Here is a 16200-nt window from a genome sequence, read left to right as displayed (position 1 = left end):
TATTTTTTATTCTTTTACTTTTTTTAATGAATTTATAAATAAAAATACTCCTATTACAATAGAAATATAGTCTGCTACAGTTTGTGTGAAGTTAACTCCTGTCAATCCTAAAAAAGAGTTCATCACAAATAGCAAAGGTATAAACAATAAGCCCTGTCTTGCTAAAGATAATACAGTAGCAGGTAGAGGATTATTAATAGCCTGCATTCCATTTATTGATAAAAACATTACTCCTAATATAGGTCCTGCTAACGAAGTAGCCACTAACATCTTTGCCCCATATTCAATAACCTCTCTATCTTGAATAAATAATTCTATTATCTCTTTACTAAAAACTATATAAATTACTGTCAATATTAAGCCTATACTTATTGAAAATTTTAAACTAAACTTCATAATATCCATAAATCTCTTTTTTAATTTAGCTCCATAACAATATCCTAAAAGAGGTTGGATACCATTAGCAATTCCCATATGTATTAGAGCTATTAATAGATATATCTTTGTTACTATTCCCATAGCAGCAACTGCACTATTTCCGTAGATAAGTAAAATATTATTTAAAAATATGGTAGAGATACTCATAAGCCCTGAATTTATTCCTGCAGGTATTCCTAATTTTAACAAACTTCCTGCTACTTCTTGACTAAAAGTAAAATATCTAGGTGATATTGTTAATAACGGGCTTCTATAATTAAAATAATAAATATAATATAATGTGCCAGCTATATTTCCAATAACTGTAGCTATAGCAGCTCCTGCTGTTCCCATTCCTAAAGTTAAGATAAATATTGGATCTAAAACTATATTTACAATTGTTCCAATCATTCCACCTATCATTGATGCCTTAGCTCCTCCTTCTCCACGAACAGTATGACCAAAAGCATTAGAAAATAAAATAACAGGTCCACCTAGAGCTATATAAAACAGATACTCTCTTGTAAAAATATATGTATCTAGAGTAGCACCCAATAATTTTAATATATTATCCATAAAAATTATGATTATAGCTCCAAAAATTACTCCCAATCCTAATGATGAATAACAAGAAAAACTTGAACACTGCTTTGCATATTTTCTTTTTCTCTTTCCTAAAAATATTGAAATCAATGTACTTCCTCCAATACCAATAAGTTGAGATATAGCCATATACATTACAAAAATTGGATTTGTTAAAGATACAGCTGCCACTTGAAGTGGATTTTGAGTCTGTCCTACAAAAAATGTATCTGCCATATTGTATATTACTACAATTAATGACGAGATTATTGTAGGGATAGCCATCTCCATAACTGCTTTTTTTACTTCAACTTTTTCAAATAAATTTTTATTTTTCTCCATTTTTCCTCCGTTTTTTAGTATGCTAGCAAACTTTGCTTTTAAAATAGGAAAATCTACTTTTCCATATTCTTTATTAATAATCTACAAACTTTCTTAAATATATCTAGTTCTTCTTGAGTGATATCTTTTTTTAATTTATTTTCCAAATTATTTATTATCTCTTTTCCAACTATTTTTAAACTCTCTCCTTTTTCTAAAACAACTATTTTTTTTAACCTTCCATCATTTTCTAAAGGAACTCTTTCTATTAGACTTTTTTCCTCCATCAACGAAAGCATCTTTGATGCAGTTGCTTTATTGATATAAAACTCCTCCTCTATATTCTTTTGAAAGACTTCTTTATCTTTATCAACAGTTGCTAGAAAATTTATAATCATTATATTCATTAAGGTAATATCTTTTAAACTATAATTTTTATATTGATTATACATCTCTCTCTCTATATGGTTACTTATTTTTTTTACAAAAAAACCAATATCTTCATTTTTTTCTCTTTTCATAATTATACTCCTACTCAAAAAAGTTTGCTTACAAAGTATTCTAAACTTTTTTTATTTTTTTGTCAATAAACTCTTGAAAAAAACTTTTTTATGTGATATAAATAATATGTGTTTAAACACTTATTATAAAAGGAGATACTATGAGTGATTATAATTTAAAAAAATCTTTAGGTTTTAAACTAGATAAAGCTTCTAGATTAACTACTTTAAATTTTAATAAAAAATTAAAAGAAAATAATTTTATGATAACTCCTGAACAGTGGGGTGTTATTAACTTTTTATTAGAAAGCAATGGAATTACTCAAAATCAAATAGGAACTCTTATTGGAAAAGATCATACTTGTGTTTCTAGACTTGTAGATACTCTTATAAAAAAAGGTTTGATTATAAAGAAAAATTCTCTCAATGATAAAAGAATAAATTTAATATTTTTAACAGAGTTAGGTAAACAAATACAAAGTGATGTTGTAGAAACTGTAGAACATAGTTTAGATACTGTTTTTAAAAATGTATCTGAAGAGGAGAAAAAAATTTTTTCCGATGTATTAGATAAAATTATAAAAAATTTAGAGTGATCTTACTCTATTTTTTTAACAAAAATATGTGTTTAACCACATAAAAGGAGTGTTTTTTATGAAAGAAAGAAAAATTATTTTTATTTTAGGATTATTAATTTTTATCTTTTTTAATAATCCAATTCTAGCCTCTCAATTAAAAAGAAGCTATTTAATTTTAAATTTAACTGATCTTAATGATTTACCTAAAGCTAATAGGTGGCTTTTTAAATATCATGCTCAAGATACAATCAATATTAATGGTCCTATTTTAGCAGGATATTCAACTTACAGAGCTCTTCCTATTCCTGAAGGTGGAGAAAAATATGGAGCTTATAACTGGAGAATGACTGAACATTATTGGAGAGAAGATCCTTTTTCGATGGAAGATGAATTAAATCAAGGAACTGCAATGAGTGAAGTATGGGTAGAAGGATATAATGAAATGATAGGAAACCCTATTGCTTCTACTAAAAGAGCAGATTGGGGAGTTCAAGATAATAAAAATGCTCATCCTGCTGCCTTTGTTTTTGTCAATAGAAAAATTGATGACGATTTTAAAGGTTATGGACTTACAAGTGATGATGGACCATTTTATAGATTTGTAGTAGCTTTAAAATATCCAACAGGAGTTAAAGAAGATGAGGGAGAGAAATGGTTCTATAATAATTTTATTCCTGAAATAATAAAACAAAAAGATCTACTTAGATGTTTCTCTTATAAGTCTATTGAACCTAAAACTTCTCCCTTTGTTAGAATAGTCGAGTTTTGGTATAAAGATTCTAAAACTTGGAAAAAAAATTGGATAGAAGAAACTCCAAATGTAAAAAAACCTACTTGGGCTAAATCTAATGATATTTTCCCATATTTAACTCCATATAAAGATATTGTAAGTATATTTTTAGAAGAACATGCAGAAAGAGATTTTTTAAGAGATGGAACTGAATACCATTTTACAAATTAAAATGACCATAGTTTAAAACAAATATAAAATAATTAAGGAAGGTTAAAAAATGAAAATATTAGGAATTTCAGCAGGAACAAAAAATGGAAATAATGATGCTATGTGTAAAGAAGCTCTAATGGAAGCTAAAAAATTAGGAGCAGAAGTTGAATTTATCAGACTTTTAGACTTAGATTTAGAACATTGTACTGGTTGTATAGCTTGTGTTAAAGCCTTAATGAGCGGTAGAGGAAATATCTGCTCGTTAAAAGATGATTTTGAATGGCTAAAAGGAAAGATGTTAGATGCAGATGGAATTATATTTACAGTACCTATTTTTGAAAAAGGAGCAGCTGGAATATTTAGAACTGTAGTAGACCGTTTTGGTCCTAGAATGGATAGAGGAAATAATGTAGTAGCTAAAAAAATTGCCGAAGAAAATGGTGGAGTTGCACCAGATGAAAGAAACTTCAAAGATAAAGTTATCTCTTATATTGGAATAGGTGGTTCTGACTGGACAACTAGAATTCAGTGTGATTGTGAAATGTTATCTCTTACTCCAATGTGGAAAACCATAGATAATGAAGTTTTCCCTTGGTCTAAAGGAATTATTATGGAAGATGACAAGATAAAAAGAGTTCAAGAAATTGGAAGAAATCTTACTTTAGCAGCAAGAGATATTGAAAATGCTACTTTCAAAGGAGATAGTGGAGTATGCCCTCACTGTCATAGTAGAAATTTCTATGTACAAAATGATGGAAGTGCTACTTGTTGCCTATGTGGAATTGTTGGTAAGTTTGAAATAAATGAAACTGGACTTAAATTTATATTTCCTGAAGAACAATTAGAACATGCTCATAATACTCTTTCTGGAAAATTTATTCATATGAATGATATCAAAACTAATGAAAGTAAACTTATGGAAGCTAAAAAAACTGAAGAGTATAAAACTCGTTTACAAAAATATAAAGATTTTATTGTTGCTTCTACTCCTGAAAAATAAACTCTAATAAAAATTTTTTATATTTTAAAAAAAGTATTGACATTTTTATAAAAAAATTATATTATAGCTCTAACAAAGAAATTAACCATCAAGAGAAACTGAGGGACTGGCCCTAGGACGTTTCAGCAACCTGCTTAAAAAGTGTGGTGCTAATTCCAGAAAGATGGATAGAACTAAAAAAGCTCTATTAAATCTCTATTACTTGATGGTAATAGAGATTTTTTTTACTATAAAATATTTACAGGAGGAAAAAATGATAGAGATACAAAAGATAAATAAGATATATTCTAATGGTTATCATGCTGTAAAAGATATATCTTTAGAGATAAAAACAGGAGATATCTTTGGAGTAATAGGACTAAGTGGTGCTGGAAAATCTTCATTAATAAGACTTCTAAATAGATTAGAAGAACCAACAAGTGGAAAAATTATAATAGATGGAGTGGATATTACCTCTCTTTCTAAAAAAGATTTATTAGAAAGAAGAAAAAAAATAGGAATGATTTTCCAACACTTTAACTTACTCTCTTCAAGAACAGTGGGAGAAAATATCGCTTTTTCTTTAGAGATAGCTGGTTGGAATAAAGCTGATATAGATAAAAGAGTTAAAGAATTATTAGAAGTAGTAGAATTATCAGATAAAGAAAACTACTATCCATCACAACTATCTGGAGGACAAAAACAAAGAGTAGCTATTGCTAGAGCATTAGCAAATAATCCAGATATATTACTTTCAGATGAAGCTACTTCAGCTCTTGATCCTAAAACTACAAAATCGATACTAGAATTAATAAAAAATATACAAAAACAATTTGGACTTACAGTAGTAATGATAACTCACCAAATGGAAGTAATTAGAGATATTTGCAATAGAGTAGCAGTTATGGCTGATGGAAAAATTGTAGAATCTGGAAGTGTACACCATATATTTTCTAATCCACAATCTGAAGTAACTAAAGAGTTAATCTCTTATCTACCAGGAGTGGAAGAAAAAGGAATAGAGATAATGAAAACAAAAGGTAAATCAATAGTTAGACTTGATTTCTTAGGTACAATAGCTGAAGACCCTATTATCTCTCAAGCTGTAAGAACTTTCAATATAGATTTTAGTATAATTGGTGGTTCTATTGATAATCTTTCTACTATGAAAGTAGGACATCTATTTATAGAGCTATCTGGAGATATGGAGCAACAAAAAGAAGCTATATCTTGGTTTAAAAATGAAGCAGGAGTACTTACAGAGGTGATATACAATGGTATTTAGTATGATATGGACATCTACATTAGAAACATTATACATGGTTTTTTTCTCAACACTTTTTTCATTATTAATTGGTTTCCCAATAGGAATACTTCTTACTGTTACTAAAGAAGGAAATATTTTAGAAAGTCCAAAATTAAATAAAGTATTAGACTTTATAATCAATACTTTAAGGTCATTTCCTTTTATCATACTTATGATACTTCTTTTCCCGCTTTCAAGAATAATAGTAGGGACAACAATAGGAAGTACAGCAGCAATAGTTCCTCTTTCTATCTCAGCAGCTCCATTTGTAGCTAGAATGATAGAAGGAGCTTTAAACGAAGTAGATAAAGGACTTATTGAAGCTAGTTCTAGTATGGGAGCAAATAACTGGACAATAATATTTAAAGTTATGATCCCTGAAACTATGCCCCATATAATTCATGGAATAACAGTTACAGTGATTAGCCTTATAGGTTTCTCTGCTATGGCTGGTACAATAGGAGCTGGTGGACTAGGAGACTTAGCTATCAGATTTGGATATCAAAGATTTAAAACAGATATTATGGTTTATGCTGTAATAGTTATTATAATAGTGGTTCAAATTTTACAATCACTAGGAAATTATTTAGTTTACAGAGCCAAAAAAAATAGATAACATATAATAACATAATAATAACATAAGGGAGAGGATAATATGAAACTATCACTAAGAACACTTTTATTAGCAGGACTTTTAACATTAGGAGTAAACTCTCTAGCTGGAGAATTAAAAGTTGGAGCAACACCTGTTCCACATGCTGAACTTTTAAACTTAGTAAAAGATGATTTAAAAGCTCAAGGAGTAGATTTAAAAGTTATAGAATTTACTGACTATGTAACACCAAACCTTTCATTAGCTGATGGAGAGATAGATGCTAACTACTTCCAACACTATCCATATTTAGAAAAATTTGCAAGTGAAAGAAATTTAAAACTTGTTTCAGCTGCAAAAATCCACATAGAACCATTAGGAGTATTCTCTAAAAAATATACAAAACTTGAAGATATACCAGAAAAAGCTACAATAGCTATTCCTAATGATCCATCTAATGGAGGAAGAGCACTTATATTACTACATAACAAAGGGCTTATCAAATTAGCTGATCCTAACAATCTATATGCAACAGAGTTTGATATTGTTGAAAATCCTAAAAAATTAAAATTTAAACCTATTGAAGCTCCACAACTTCCTAGAGTTTTACCTGACGTAGCTGCTGCTGTAATCAATGGTAACTATGCTTTAGAAGCTGGATTCTCTCCAGTAAAAGATGCTCTAACTCTAGAAGGAGAAGAATCTCCATATGCTAATATCTTAGCAGTAAGAGAGGGAGATGAAAATAAAGAGGATATCGTTAAACTTATAAAAGCTTTACAAAGTGAAAAAGTAAAACAATATATTTTAGCTAACTACAATGGTGGAGTAGTTGCTACATTCTAAAATATTTAAAACATCTGGAGGAAATTTATGAAAAAATTGATAATACTACTTCTATTAGTTATATCTGGACTTACATTTGGAAAAACTTTAAAATTAGGAACTAGCTCTTACCCAGGAGTAGAAATGTTTAATATAATAAAAGATGATTTAGCTGCTCAAGGGATAGAGTTAGAATTGATAGAGATGAATGACTACGTAACTCCAAACTTAGCATTAGCCGATGGAGCTATTGATATAAACTCATTCCAACATATTCAATATCTAAATCAATTTTGTAAAGATAAGGGATTGGATTTAGTTTCTGCAGGAGAAACTTATGTAGTAGCTCTTGGACTATATTCAGAAAAATATAAATCTGTAGATGAAATCCCAGCAAAATCTATTATTGCTATTCCTAATGACCCTACTAATGCTGGAAGAGCACTTATTATGTTACATAATGCTGGAATTATAAAATTAGAAGACCCTAGTAATCTACTAGCAACAGAATTTGATATTGTTGAAAATCCTAAAAAATTAAAGTTTAAATTAATAGAAGCTCCACAACTTCCTAGAGTTATAAAAGATGTAGCTGCTTGTGTTATCAATGGTGGATATGCTGTAGAAGCTGGATACATTCCTACTGAAGATGCTATTTTAGTTGAGGACGTAAATAAATCTCCATATGTTAATATTTTCGCTGTAAGAAAAGGTGATGAAAATAGAGAGGATATCAAAGCCTTTGTAAAAGCTTACCAAAGCGATAAGATGAAAAAATATGTATTAGAAAAATTTAAAGGTGGATATATTCCTACTTGGTAATAAATTATCTTCTTAATATAAAACTCAAGAATAATTTTCGTTCTTGAGTTTTTTTATTATTTATCTTGCATTAACTACCTATTCTATCATAAAATATAAAAAAAGATGAGGTGAATAGATGCTAACAAAAGTATTTGATATAAAAAAAGGGGATATTATTACTATTACAGGAGCTGGTGGAAAGACTTCTCTTATGTTTTCACTTGCTAGAGAGCTTTCTACTTTAGGAAGAGTATTAGTTACAACTACTACTAAAATATTTACTCCTAAAATAGATGAATATGAAGAATTAATATTACCCAACCATAAAACTAAAGGATTAGCTAAAAATATATTTATTTATGGAGAGAAAATAGAAAATAATAAGTTACACTCTCTTTCCTATGATAAGATTTTTGATTTAAAAAAAGATTTTGATTATATATTAATAGAAGGAGATGGGGCTAAAGAAAAAAAAATAAAAGCTTGGAATAATACAGAGCCTTGTATTCCAAGTTTTTCTACAAAAGTTATTGGGATAATTAATTTAGATATTTTAGATTTAAAATTAGAAGAAAATAATATTCATAGGTTTGAACTTTTTAAAGAAAAATTTAATTGTTATATAAATAAAACTGTTGATGAAAATTTTTTAATAGATTATATCAAATTAGGTGATTTTTTTAAAAATTCTCCTTCTAGTAAAAAATATATTTTCTTGAATGGTATTGATGAAGAAAATTATCTTGAAAAATTTTCATTGACTTTAGAAGTTTGCAATCAATTAAAAAAAGATAATTCTTCTTATAATTTTGTATTAGGTTCTATACACAACAATTATATCTTTAAATATATCTCCACGGATGCTATAGTAATGGCTTCTGGTTATTCTAAAAGAATGGGAAAAAATAAGTTACAACTGCCATATAGAGATACAAACTTATTAGGTTACACCTTAGAAAAACTCTCTTTTCTCCCTTTCTCCAATATATACGTATGTGGTAGGGAAGATTGGGTAGAATCTTTAGCTAAAAAATTTAATTATATCTATCTTGAAAATAAAAATGCCCATCTTGGACAAAGTGAAAGTGTAAAATTAGGAGTTAGTAACTCTAGTGGAGATGGAATAGTTTTTTTCACTGGAGACCAACCACTTCTAACTAAAAATAGTATCTTAAAAATCTATTTTGAATTTTTAAAATATAATTATATCACTATTCCTAGAGCAGAGGGAGAAAGATTTTCCCCAGTATTTTTTCCAAAAGATAAAAGAAAGGAACTTTTAAATCTAGAAGGTGATACTGGTGGTAGAGAGGTTATCAAAAACTCGTCCCTCATCTCCTTTGTAGATTTCCCTAATAAGATAGAATTTTTAGATATAGATACTCCTGAAGAGTATCAAAATATTATCTCTCTTTAAAAAATTGCAAAAAATAAAAACAGCAGAGAACTTTAAAAACTCTGCTATTTTTATTAATCTATATTAAAATATCTTGGGGAAAGATTTATTATGTTTTAAGTATACACTTTTCATGTGTCATTTTTGTTACAAATAAATGTTTTTTTATTTTGTTTTCAAAAAAACTTAATATATATTTTTAGAAAAATTACTTTGAAATTTTATTATATAATATTTTTATTTTTTTACTTATTGTTTCACAGATTATGGTATAAAATATTAATAGTAATATTATTAATTTTTTCATATATTGTTGTATATAAAATATTTATATACATTCTCCTTTCATTTATTCTAATTTTATGATTAAATATTTCAATATTTATATAGTAAAAAATAACTTTTATTTTTATAAATTACTTTAAATTTCTTAAGATTTAAATCTTTGATGTATTTATTACGTACAACAATTAATTTTATATTTTTTTCTTGTTCTATTTCTTCTTTATTTTCAATTAATAATATTTCTTTTTTAATCTCATTCTTTAAGTTAATCATATCTGAAAATTTATATGCGATAATTGTTTTATCACTATATTTTGAGATATTTTTAACTACATATTTTAAAGAAAATTCTTTATTATATATTTCAACTCCTGAAATTAAAAAAATAAATATTACAAAAATTGAAAAAGGTATTAAAATAACTCTTTTATAAAAATTTTTCCTTTTATTGAAAAGATAATTAAAAGGAATAGCTAATAATGAAAATATTTCTGTAATTTTTAATATTACTTTTCCAAATTTTATATTTTTTGTTCTCATAAAAAAATTTATTAAAATAATTATATTTCCTGGGAAAATAGGTAAAAGATAGATAGCTAATTTTCCACTTGCACATGAAAAAAGTAAAAGAGGAATAATACTCCAAAGAAATCCTATTTTTTCTATTGGAAGCCATTTCTTATAACCTCTTATATTTTTTAGATAAAAAATTAATGATATTAAAATTGCTACTCCATATGGATACATTATAAGAGGGATATTTTCAATATAATAGAAAAAACTTCTTACATGAGTTTTTGAATTTACTATTCTACCAACCGTTTCTTGCCCTAATAGAAGTTTTAAGTATTCTTTTCCTTGAGGCTGTAGAAAAATTAAAATTCCCCATATTCCAATTAAGAAAATAATAAAAATAATTCCTTGAATAAATTTTATATTTTTAAGAAATTTTAAATTTCTTTCAAAAATAAGAAAAGTTAAAATTATAGCAATTGGAATTGCAAAACCTGCTATTCCTTTTGTAAATAGTGCAAGGAAAATAAAAATATAAATTTTAAAAATATTTTTTTCATTTAATTTTTTATAGTAAATTTGAAAGAAAAAATAGAGAGAAAAAAATATAAAAGTTGTCATTAACATATCCATTCTCATAAAAATTGAAAGCCCTATGTAAAAAGGAAGTGATAATAAAAACAATGTATTTATAAATGCTACTCTTCTATTTTTAAAACTCTTCATAAATTTATAAAAAAATGTTGTAATAAGAAATGAAGGAATAAGTGTTCCAAATACTATAGCTCCCTGAATAAAATATTTACCAAAATATTTTTTAATAATATAAAGAATAAAAAAATACAAAGGTGGCTTATCTGGATATAATTCATTTTTGTATTTCAATATAAAAAAATTTTTACTTTCTATAATAGTATCAGTTATAAGAAAATATTTTATTTCATTCCTAATATCAGGAAAACGTAAAATAATAATAGGAACAAATATTAAGATATAAATAAAAGTAAAGATAATATAATTTTTATCAATTTTTGACTTTTTATACATAGTATTTTCCTCTTTATTCTTGACCGATTGGATAATATTTAAAAATTTTTCTTACATTGCTATCTTTAACATAGACATTTCTTAAATCAAAATAAAAATTGTCCTTCATTCTTTCTCTTACATTTTTAAGATTCATTCCTCTAAATTGATTCCATTCAGTAATTAATACAATTCCATCTGCATCATTAGCTATAGAATATTCATCAGCACAATATATTATATTTTTTTCTATATCTGCGAGTCTCCATCTAGCTTCTTTTATTCCTTCAGGACAATATGCATGAATTTTAGCTCCAGATTTTACAAGTCCTCTTATAATATCTATACTTGGAGCTTCTCTCATATCATCAGTATCTGGTTTGAAAGAGAGTCCTAAGATTCCTATAATTTTTCCAGATACTCCATTCATTTTTGAAATTATTTTTTCTATAACTCTTTTTTTCTGTTTTTGATTAGCTTCAATAGCAGCTTTTATTACTAACATCTCCTCACCATATTTTTTCCCTACATCTACTATTGCTCTCGTATCTTTAGGAAAACATGAACCACCATATCCTGGTCCACAATGTAAAAATTTTGGAGAAATTCTTCCATCCATTCCCATTGCTCTTGCAATTTCTTGAGTATTTGCTCCTACTTTTTCAGCTAAAAGAGCAATCTCATTTATAAAAGAGATTTTTACAGCTAACATAGCATTAGAAGAGTATTTTATCATTTCAGCAGTTTCTATATTAGTAAAAATAAAAGGTGTCTCATTTATAAATAATACATCATAAACTTTTTTCATTATCTCTTTTGCTTTTTCACTTTCATATCCTATTACTACTCTATCTGGACGTTGACAATCTGTAATAGCCTTACCTTCTCTTAAAAATTCAGGATTAGAAACAATATCAAAACTTATTTTTTGTTTTCTTTGATTAAGTTTTTTCTCAATGGTTTCTCTAACAAGTTTTCCTGTTCCTACTGGAACAGTAGATTTATCTACAATTACTTTATAACCATTTATATATGTACCAATATTTTCAGCGACTTCTAAAATATAATGAAGATCAGCTGAGTCATCTTCATTAGCTGGAGTTCCCACAGCTATAAATAATACTTCTGATTCTTCAACCACTTTTTTTATATCAGTTGTGAAACTTATTCTTTTCTCTTTTATATTTTTTAATAAAAGCTCCTTTAATCCTGGTTCAAATATTGGACTTTCTCCAACTTGTAATTTTTTTATTCTGTCCTCATTTATATCCATACAGATTACATTAGAACCAAAATCCGCCATGATAACACCTTGAACAAGTCCTACATATCCAGTTCCTATAACACCTATTTTCAATTTTTACTCCTTTTCATTGTACCATTTTATAAATCTTTCTATACCTTTTTCAAAAGTTGTTTCTGGAGAGTATCCAATCATATTTTTTGCTTTTGTTATATCTGCAAAGGTTCTATCTACATCACCTAATTGCTTAGGAAGTTTTTTAATTTTTGCTTCTAATTCAAGTTTTTTTTCCAAAACTGAAATCATCTTTTTTAAAGCTATTGTATTACCATTACCTAAATTTAAAATCTCATAAACATTAGTATTAGAATTAATATAGTTTATAGATTTTTTTATTCCCTGTATAATATCAGCAACATATGTATAATCTCTATAGGTATCTCCCTCTCCATACATAGTAATTTCTTTTCCTTCTATTATATTTTTTACAAATTTAGAAATAGCTAAATCAGGTCTTTGCCTTTCACCATACACAGTAAAAAATCTAAGATGTATCATATCTATATTATAAAGAGAGTGAAAAACATGCCCCATTACTTCACAACTCTTTTTTGTAGCAGCATATGGAGAGATAGCAAAGTCAACTACGTCATTCTCTTTAAAAGGAACAATTTTATTATTTCCATATACAGAAGAGGAAGAAGCTTGAATAAATTTATTTATTCCACATCTTTTACAATTTTCTAAAAGATTTATAAATCCCTGTACATTTACAGATTCATACTCTAATGGATTTAAGAGAGAGGGTCTAACTCCTGCAAGTCCAGCTAAATTTATTACAATATCTGGTTTTTCTTCTCTAAAAATTTTCTCGATTTCTTTATCTCTTATATCCATAAAATAAAGCTTATAGTTATCATTTTTTATAAATTCTTTTATTGAATTAATAATTTCATTTTTAGATAGATTTTTAGATAATATTTCTTTTTCAAAAATTTTAAATTGTTTTTTATTTCCTGTGCTTTCAAAAAGATTTCTTATTTTTATATTTAATTGATAAAATTCATCAAAATTATCTATACAGATAACTTTATGCCCCTCTTTTAAAAGAGTTTCACATAGATGAGAGCCAATAAAACCAACTCCTCCAGTAACTACAATATTCATTTTATCCCTCCATTTTTTTCAAGTAATAAAATTTTGCTAAATCTCCATTTTCTTTTACATAAATTTCTTGCTTTTGAATATAAAATTTTGATTTCATCTTTTCTGAAACCTCTCCTAAGAAAATAAATTTATCTGGTAGATCATTATTGATATTAAAAGGTTTAATACTTTTTCCTACTCTCCATACATCTTCAATTTCAAAGTTATTTGAATATATATTAAGACTTGGTGGATTTGCTCTCATAACTTTTATTTTTGTATAATTTTCTATATTTTCTTTTTTATTTTTATTAATAAAATTTGTATCAAAAAACCAATTTGAAGTAAGATTTACAATAAGCATCAAAATTCCACTTCCAATTACTATAAATTTTGTGTTTATATCTTTTTTATATAAAATATATCTAATTCCATAGATAATAAATGGAATAAAACTAATTATAGTAATGATGAAGTATGTTAATCCTACTTGATTTAAAAGATAACCTTTAAAAAATATAATAATTGGAATAGTAATAGAAATAAAGGAGATAAATCCTAATTGAAAATAGAGAAGAATTTTATCAGATTTCTTTAATTTATCCCAACACTTATTATAATAATAGTAACAAATTGTTCCTACACCTATTATAGAAATCATATATATTGGAATCCCATATCTTTTTTTCTTCATTTTTATTATAGAGAGAGCAAGAATAATTAATATATTCCAAAGAAAAATAAACTTTGAAAAATTCTTGTTTTCACTTCTTCTTTTAATCCAATTAAAATAGAGTGTTAATACAGAGAAAAACATCCAAATACCCATATAAATAAAATAGTCCATATAATAAACAAAACTTTTTACATGACTATTACTCCAAGTATTTTTTTCTTTATTTAGAATACTTAAAAAATAATCTGGATATTTTAAATATATTATAAGTGGCCATATACTAGAAAATATTATAGTTATAATAAGAGTAACGAATATTTTTACTATATTTTTCTTATAACTTGAAAATCCATAAATATAGATGTGAGCAATTAGAAATGGAAGTATTAGTCCATATATACCAATAGGACCTTTACTCATTATAGAAGCAGATAGAAAAATTCCAGTTATAAAAAAATCTATTAATTTTTCTTTTTTTAAACCTCTTATAAAAAATAATATTGCTCCAAAAGCAAAAACATAGGTATATAAATCCCAAGTATTTTCATTCCCTATTTTTATAATCATAAAAGTTGTACTTCCAATAAAAGCTGTTATAAAACTTTGTAACTTATTTTCTGTTGTAATTTTTACAAAATAATATAAAAGATAGATGAATAGTATTCCACAAAGTGCAACTGGGATACGTAAAATATACTCATCTTTAACATTTTCAGTAATATTCATTACAAGAGCCGTAACCCATGTTGGAAGAGGTGGTTTTTCAAATCTTAAAAAATCATTGAGAGTAGGAATAATATAATTATCATTTTGTATCATCTCCCTTGCCGTTATAAAGTTTCTTGCTTCCATTAAATCAGCTGGTCTTACCCATAAATTTGAAAAGAAAGCAACCATAGAAATAAAAGCTAAAATTATTAAGTATTTTCTTTCTTGTTTATCCATACTAATTATTTCACTCCCTTTTCTTTTTATTCTTTTTAATTAGCCAGATATTTCTTGAATATATAAAAAGATTTGGAGCTTGTCCTAAAATAAATACTGGATCTTTTTTATATACTGCATATAAAAAGAGAAGAAGACTTCCCCCCAAGCTAAATATCCAGAATGAAAAGGGTATAATACTTTGTCCTGCTTTTTCACTAGCAATCCATTGTAAAATAAATCTCATAGAAAACATAATTTGTCCTAAAAATCCTATTATTACAAATATATTCCAATCAAAACTTTTTATCATATTTCTTCTTCTCCAATGTCAAATTGATAATGTAATTTTCTTTGTTTCATCCATCTTACAGCAAAAGCATCTTTAAGCCCTTTAAAAAGTCTATTAGAAATTCCATATTTAGATTTTCCAAACTCTCTATCATAATGCCTAACTGGAACTTCAATAACTTTAAATCCATTCATTTTAGCAAGAGTGGGTAAAAATCTATGCATTCCTTCATATAGATAAAAACTTTTTACTACTTCTTTTTTAAAAAGTTTTAAAGGACATCCCGTATCTTTTATATCATCATTTGTTATGAAATTTCTTACGCTATTTCCTATAAAAGAGGAAAGTTTCTTTTTAAATCCATCTTCTCTTGTTTCACGTTTTCCATTTACCATATCGTATTCTTCAATATATGGTAAAAGTGTATATATATCTTCTGGATTAGTTTGTAAGTCTGAATCCATAGTTACTATTAGATCTCCAGAACAAACTTTAAACCCAGCTGCAATAGCAGCAGTTTGACCATTATTTTGGGTAAAATGATAGACTTTTACATGCCCATTTTTCTCTGCTTCCTTGTCAAGTAATTCACGGCTTCCATCATTACTTCCATCATCAATTAAGATTATTTCATAAGAATCAAACTTTTTTTTCAATGAAGTTTCCACTTGGTTTATAAATAAAGATATATTTTCTTTTTCATTATAAACAGGTGCAATTACTGATATACGATTCATCTTCATCTCTCCTTTATATTTTTAATATAGTTATATATTAAAAGAACAAGGTAAAAAAAAGGTAAAAAAATAGATAATTTTTTACTTTTTTTTAATCTTTTTATGTTATTATTAA

At 26.4% G+C, this 16200-nt stretch carries 16 protein-coding genes and 1 riboswitch; of the genes, 8 read left to right on the top strand and 8 right to left on the bottom strand.

Going from position 1 to position 16200, the window contains the following annotated elements:
- Window positions 1–6: 6 nt before the first annotated feature.
- Together FMAG_RS02645 and FMAG_RS02640 are read right to left on the bottom strand one after the other, a co-directional pair.
- On the bottom strand, window positions 7–1341 hold the full coding sequence (locus FMAG_RS02645; RefSeq protein WP_005883774.1) for an MATE family efflux transporter: 1335 nt from the start codon (window positions 1339–1341) through the stop codon (window positions 7–9).
- Window positions 1342–1394: 53 nt separating this feature from the next.
- Entirely contained in the window at window positions 1395–1841 is a 447-nt protein-coding gene (locus FMAG_RS02640; protein WP_005883772.1) for a MarR family winged helix-turn-helix transcriptional regulator, read from the bottom strand.
- A gap of 140 nt (window positions 1842–1981) precedes the next feature.
- On the opposite strand from FMAG_RS02640, the gene FMAG_RS02635 reads away from it, so the two are divergent.
- The 8 genes from FMAG_RS02635 (at window position 1982) to yqeC (ending at window position 9264) form a co-directional block, all read left to right on the top strand.
- Window positions 1982–2416, top strand: a complete 435-nt coding sequence (locus tag FMAG_RS02635) for a MarR family winged helix-turn-helix transcriptional regulator (RefSeq protein ID WP_005883770.1) — start codon at window positions 1982–1984, stop codon at window positions 2414–2416.
- A gap of 58 nt (window positions 2417–2474) precedes the next feature.
- The gene (locus FMAG_RS02630) at window positions 2475–3359 is read left to right on the top strand and encodes a hypothetical protein (protein WP_005883768.1); all 885 of its coding nucleotides are present in this window, start codon (window positions 2475–2477) and stop codon (window positions 3357–3359) included.
- A gap of 49 nt (window positions 3360–3408) precedes the next feature.
- Window positions 3409–4341, top strand: a complete 933-nt coding sequence (locus tag FMAG_RS02625; protein WP_005883767.1) for a flavodoxin family protein — start codon at window positions 3409–3411, stop codon at window positions 4339–4341.
- Window positions 4342–4423: 82 nt separating this feature from the next.
- Window positions 4424–4511, top strand: a riboswitch (SAM riboswitch).
- 83 nt (window positions 4512–4594) lie between these two features.
- Window positions 4595–5605, top strand: a complete 1011-nt coding sequence (locus FMAG_RS02620) for a methionine ABC transporter ATP-binding protein (RefSeq protein ID WP_005883765.1) — start codon at window positions 4595–4597, stop codon at window positions 5603–5605.
- A complete protein-coding gene (locus FMAG_RS02615; RefSeq protein ID WP_005883763.1) occupies window positions 5595–6242 on the top strand; it encodes a methionine ABC transporter permease in 648 nt (215 codons plus the stop codon). Before FMAG_RS02620 ends, FMAG_RS02615 begins: the two co-directional genes overlap by 11 nt.
- 39 nt (window positions 6243–6281) lie before the next feature.
- A complete protein-coding gene (locus FMAG_RS02610) occupies window positions 6282–7064 on the top strand; it encodes a MetQ/NlpA family ABC transporter substrate-binding protein (protein WP_005883762.1) in 783 nt (260 codons plus the stop codon).
- Between the two features lie 27 nt (window positions 7065–7091).
- On the top strand, window positions 7092–7865 hold the full coding sequence (locus FMAG_RS02605) for a MetQ/NlpA family ABC transporter substrate-binding protein (RefSeq protein WP_005883761.1): 774 nt from the start codon (window positions 7092–7094) through the stop codon (window positions 7863–7865).
- Between the two features lie 118 nt (window positions 7866–7983).
- A complete protein-coding gene (gene yqeC / locus FMAG_RS02600; RefSeq protein ID WP_005883760.1) occupies window positions 7984–9264 on the top strand; it encodes a selenium cofactor biosynthesis protein YqeC in 1281 nt (426 codons plus the stop codon).
- A gap of 354 nt (window positions 9265–9618) precedes the next feature.
- Here yqeC and FMAG_RS02595 read toward each other — a convergent pair whose 3' ends face one another.
- From FMAG_RS02595 to FMAG_RS02570, 6 genes are read right to left on the bottom strand one after another with little or no spacing between them, the layout of a single operon-like run.
- Complete coding sequence (locus tag FMAG_RS02595; RefSeq protein ID WP_005883759.1) at window positions 9619–11088, bottom strand: ArnT family glycosyltransferase; 1470 nt, start codon at window positions 11086–11088, stop codon at window positions 9619–9621.
- A gap of 13 nt (window positions 11089–11101) precedes the next feature.
- The gene (locus FMAG_RS02590) at window positions 11102–12424 is read right to left on the bottom strand and encodes a UDP-glucose dehydrogenase family protein (RefSeq protein WP_005883758.1); all 1323 of its coding nucleotides are present in this window, start codon (window positions 12422–12424) and stop codon (window positions 11102–11104) included.
- Window positions 12425–12427: 3 nt separating this feature from the next.
- Entirely contained in the window at window positions 12428–13477 is a 1050-nt protein-coding gene (locus tag FMAG_RS02585) for a GDP-mannose 4,6-dehydratase (RefSeq protein WP_005883757.1), read from the bottom strand.
- 1 nt (window position 13478) lies between these two features.
- Complete coding sequence (locus FMAG_RS02580) at window positions 13479–15077, bottom strand: ArnT family glycosyltransferase (RefSeq protein WP_005883756.1); 1599 nt, start codon at window positions 15075–15077, stop codon at window positions 13479–13481.
- A 10-nt stretch (window positions 15078–15087) separates the two neighbouring features.
- The gene (locus FMAG_RS02575; protein WP_005883755.1) at window positions 15088–15369 is read right to left on the bottom strand and encodes a lipid-A-disaccharide synthase N-terminal domain-containing protein; all 282 of its coding nucleotides are present in this window, start codon (window positions 15367–15369) and stop codon (window positions 15088–15090) included.
- On the bottom strand, window positions 15366–16085 hold the full coding sequence (locus FMAG_RS02570; protein WP_005883754.1) for a glycosyltransferase family 2 protein: 720 nt from the start codon (window positions 16083–16085) through the stop codon (window positions 15366–15368). The genes FMAG_RS02575 and FMAG_RS02570 overlap by 4 nt, the downstream gene beginning before the upstream one ends.
- Window positions 16086–16200 lie beyond the last annotated feature (115 nt).

Source organism: Fusobacterium mortiferum ATCC 9817 (assembly GCF_000158195.2).
Classification (GTDB): Bacteria; Fusobacteriota; Fusobacteriia; order Fusobacteriales; family Fusobacteriaceae; genus Fusobacterium_A; species Fusobacterium_A mortiferum.
Note: the sequence above shows the minus strand (reverse complement) of the source record. Positions and strands in the feature narration are given on the sequence as shown.

What these genes read in the sequence shown, in the direction of transcription:
- FMAG_RS02645 (WP_005883774.1), bottom strand. Translation starts at nt 1,341, where the DNA reads ATGGAGAAAAATAAAAATTTATTTGAAAAAGTTGAAGTAAAAAAAGCA.
- FMAG_RS02640 (WP_005883772.1), bottom strand. Translation starts at nt 1,841, where the DNA reads ATGAAAAGAGAAAAAAATGAAGATATTGGTTTTTTTGTAAAAAAAATA.
- FMAG_RS02635 (WP_005883770.1), top strand. Translation starts at nt 1,982, where the DNA reads ATGAGTGATTATAATTTAAAAAAATCTTTAGGTTTTAAACTAGATAAA.
- FMAG_RS02630 (WP_005883768.1), top strand. Translation starts at nt 2,475, where the DNA reads ATGAAAGAAAGAAAAATTATTTTTATTTTAGGATTATTAATTTTTATC.
- FMAG_RS02625 (WP_005883767.1), top strand. Translation starts at nt 3,409, where the DNA reads ATGAAAATATTAGGAATTTCAGCAGGAACAAAAAATGGAAATAATGAT.
- FMAG_RS02620 (WP_005883765.1), top strand. Translation starts at nt 4,595, where the DNA reads ATGATAGAGATACAAAAGATAAATAAGATATATTCTAATGGTTATCAT.
- FMAG_RS02615 (WP_005883763.1), top strand. Translation starts at nt 5,595, where the DNA reads ATGGTATTTAGTATGATATGGACATCTACATTAGAAACATTATACATG.
- FMAG_RS02610 (WP_005883762.1), top strand. Translation starts at nt 6,282, where the DNA reads ATGAAACTATCACTAAGAACACTTTTATTAGCAGGACTTTTAACATTA.
- FMAG_RS02605 (WP_005883761.1), top strand. Translation starts at nt 7,092, where the DNA reads ATGAAAAAATTGATAATACTACTTCTATTAGTTATATCTGGACTTACA.
- yqeC (WP_005883760.1), top strand. Translation starts at nt 7,984, where the DNA reads ATGCTAACAAAAGTATTTGATATAAAAAAAGGGGATATTATTACTATT.
- FMAG_RS02595 (WP_005883759.1), bottom strand. Translation starts at nt 11,088, where the DNA reads ATGTATAAAAAGTCAAAAATTGATAAAAATTATATTATCTTTACTTTT.
- FMAG_RS02585 (WP_005883757.1), bottom strand. Translation starts at nt 13,477, where the DNA reads ATGAATATTGTAGTTACTGGAGGAGTTGGTTTTATTGGCTCTCATCTA.
- FMAG_RS02580 (WP_005883756.1), bottom strand. Translation starts at nt 15,077, where the DNA reads ATGGATAAACAAGAAAGAAAATACTTAATAATTTTAGCTTTTATTTCT.
- FMAG_RS02575 (WP_005883755.1), bottom strand. Translation starts at nt 15,369, where the DNA reads ATGATAAAAAGTTTTGATTGGAATATATTTGTAATAATAGGATTTTTA.
- FMAG_RS02570 (WP_005883754.1), bottom strand. Translation starts at nt 16,085, where the DNA reads ATGAATCGTATATCAGTAATTGCACCTGTTTATAATGAAAAAGAAAAT.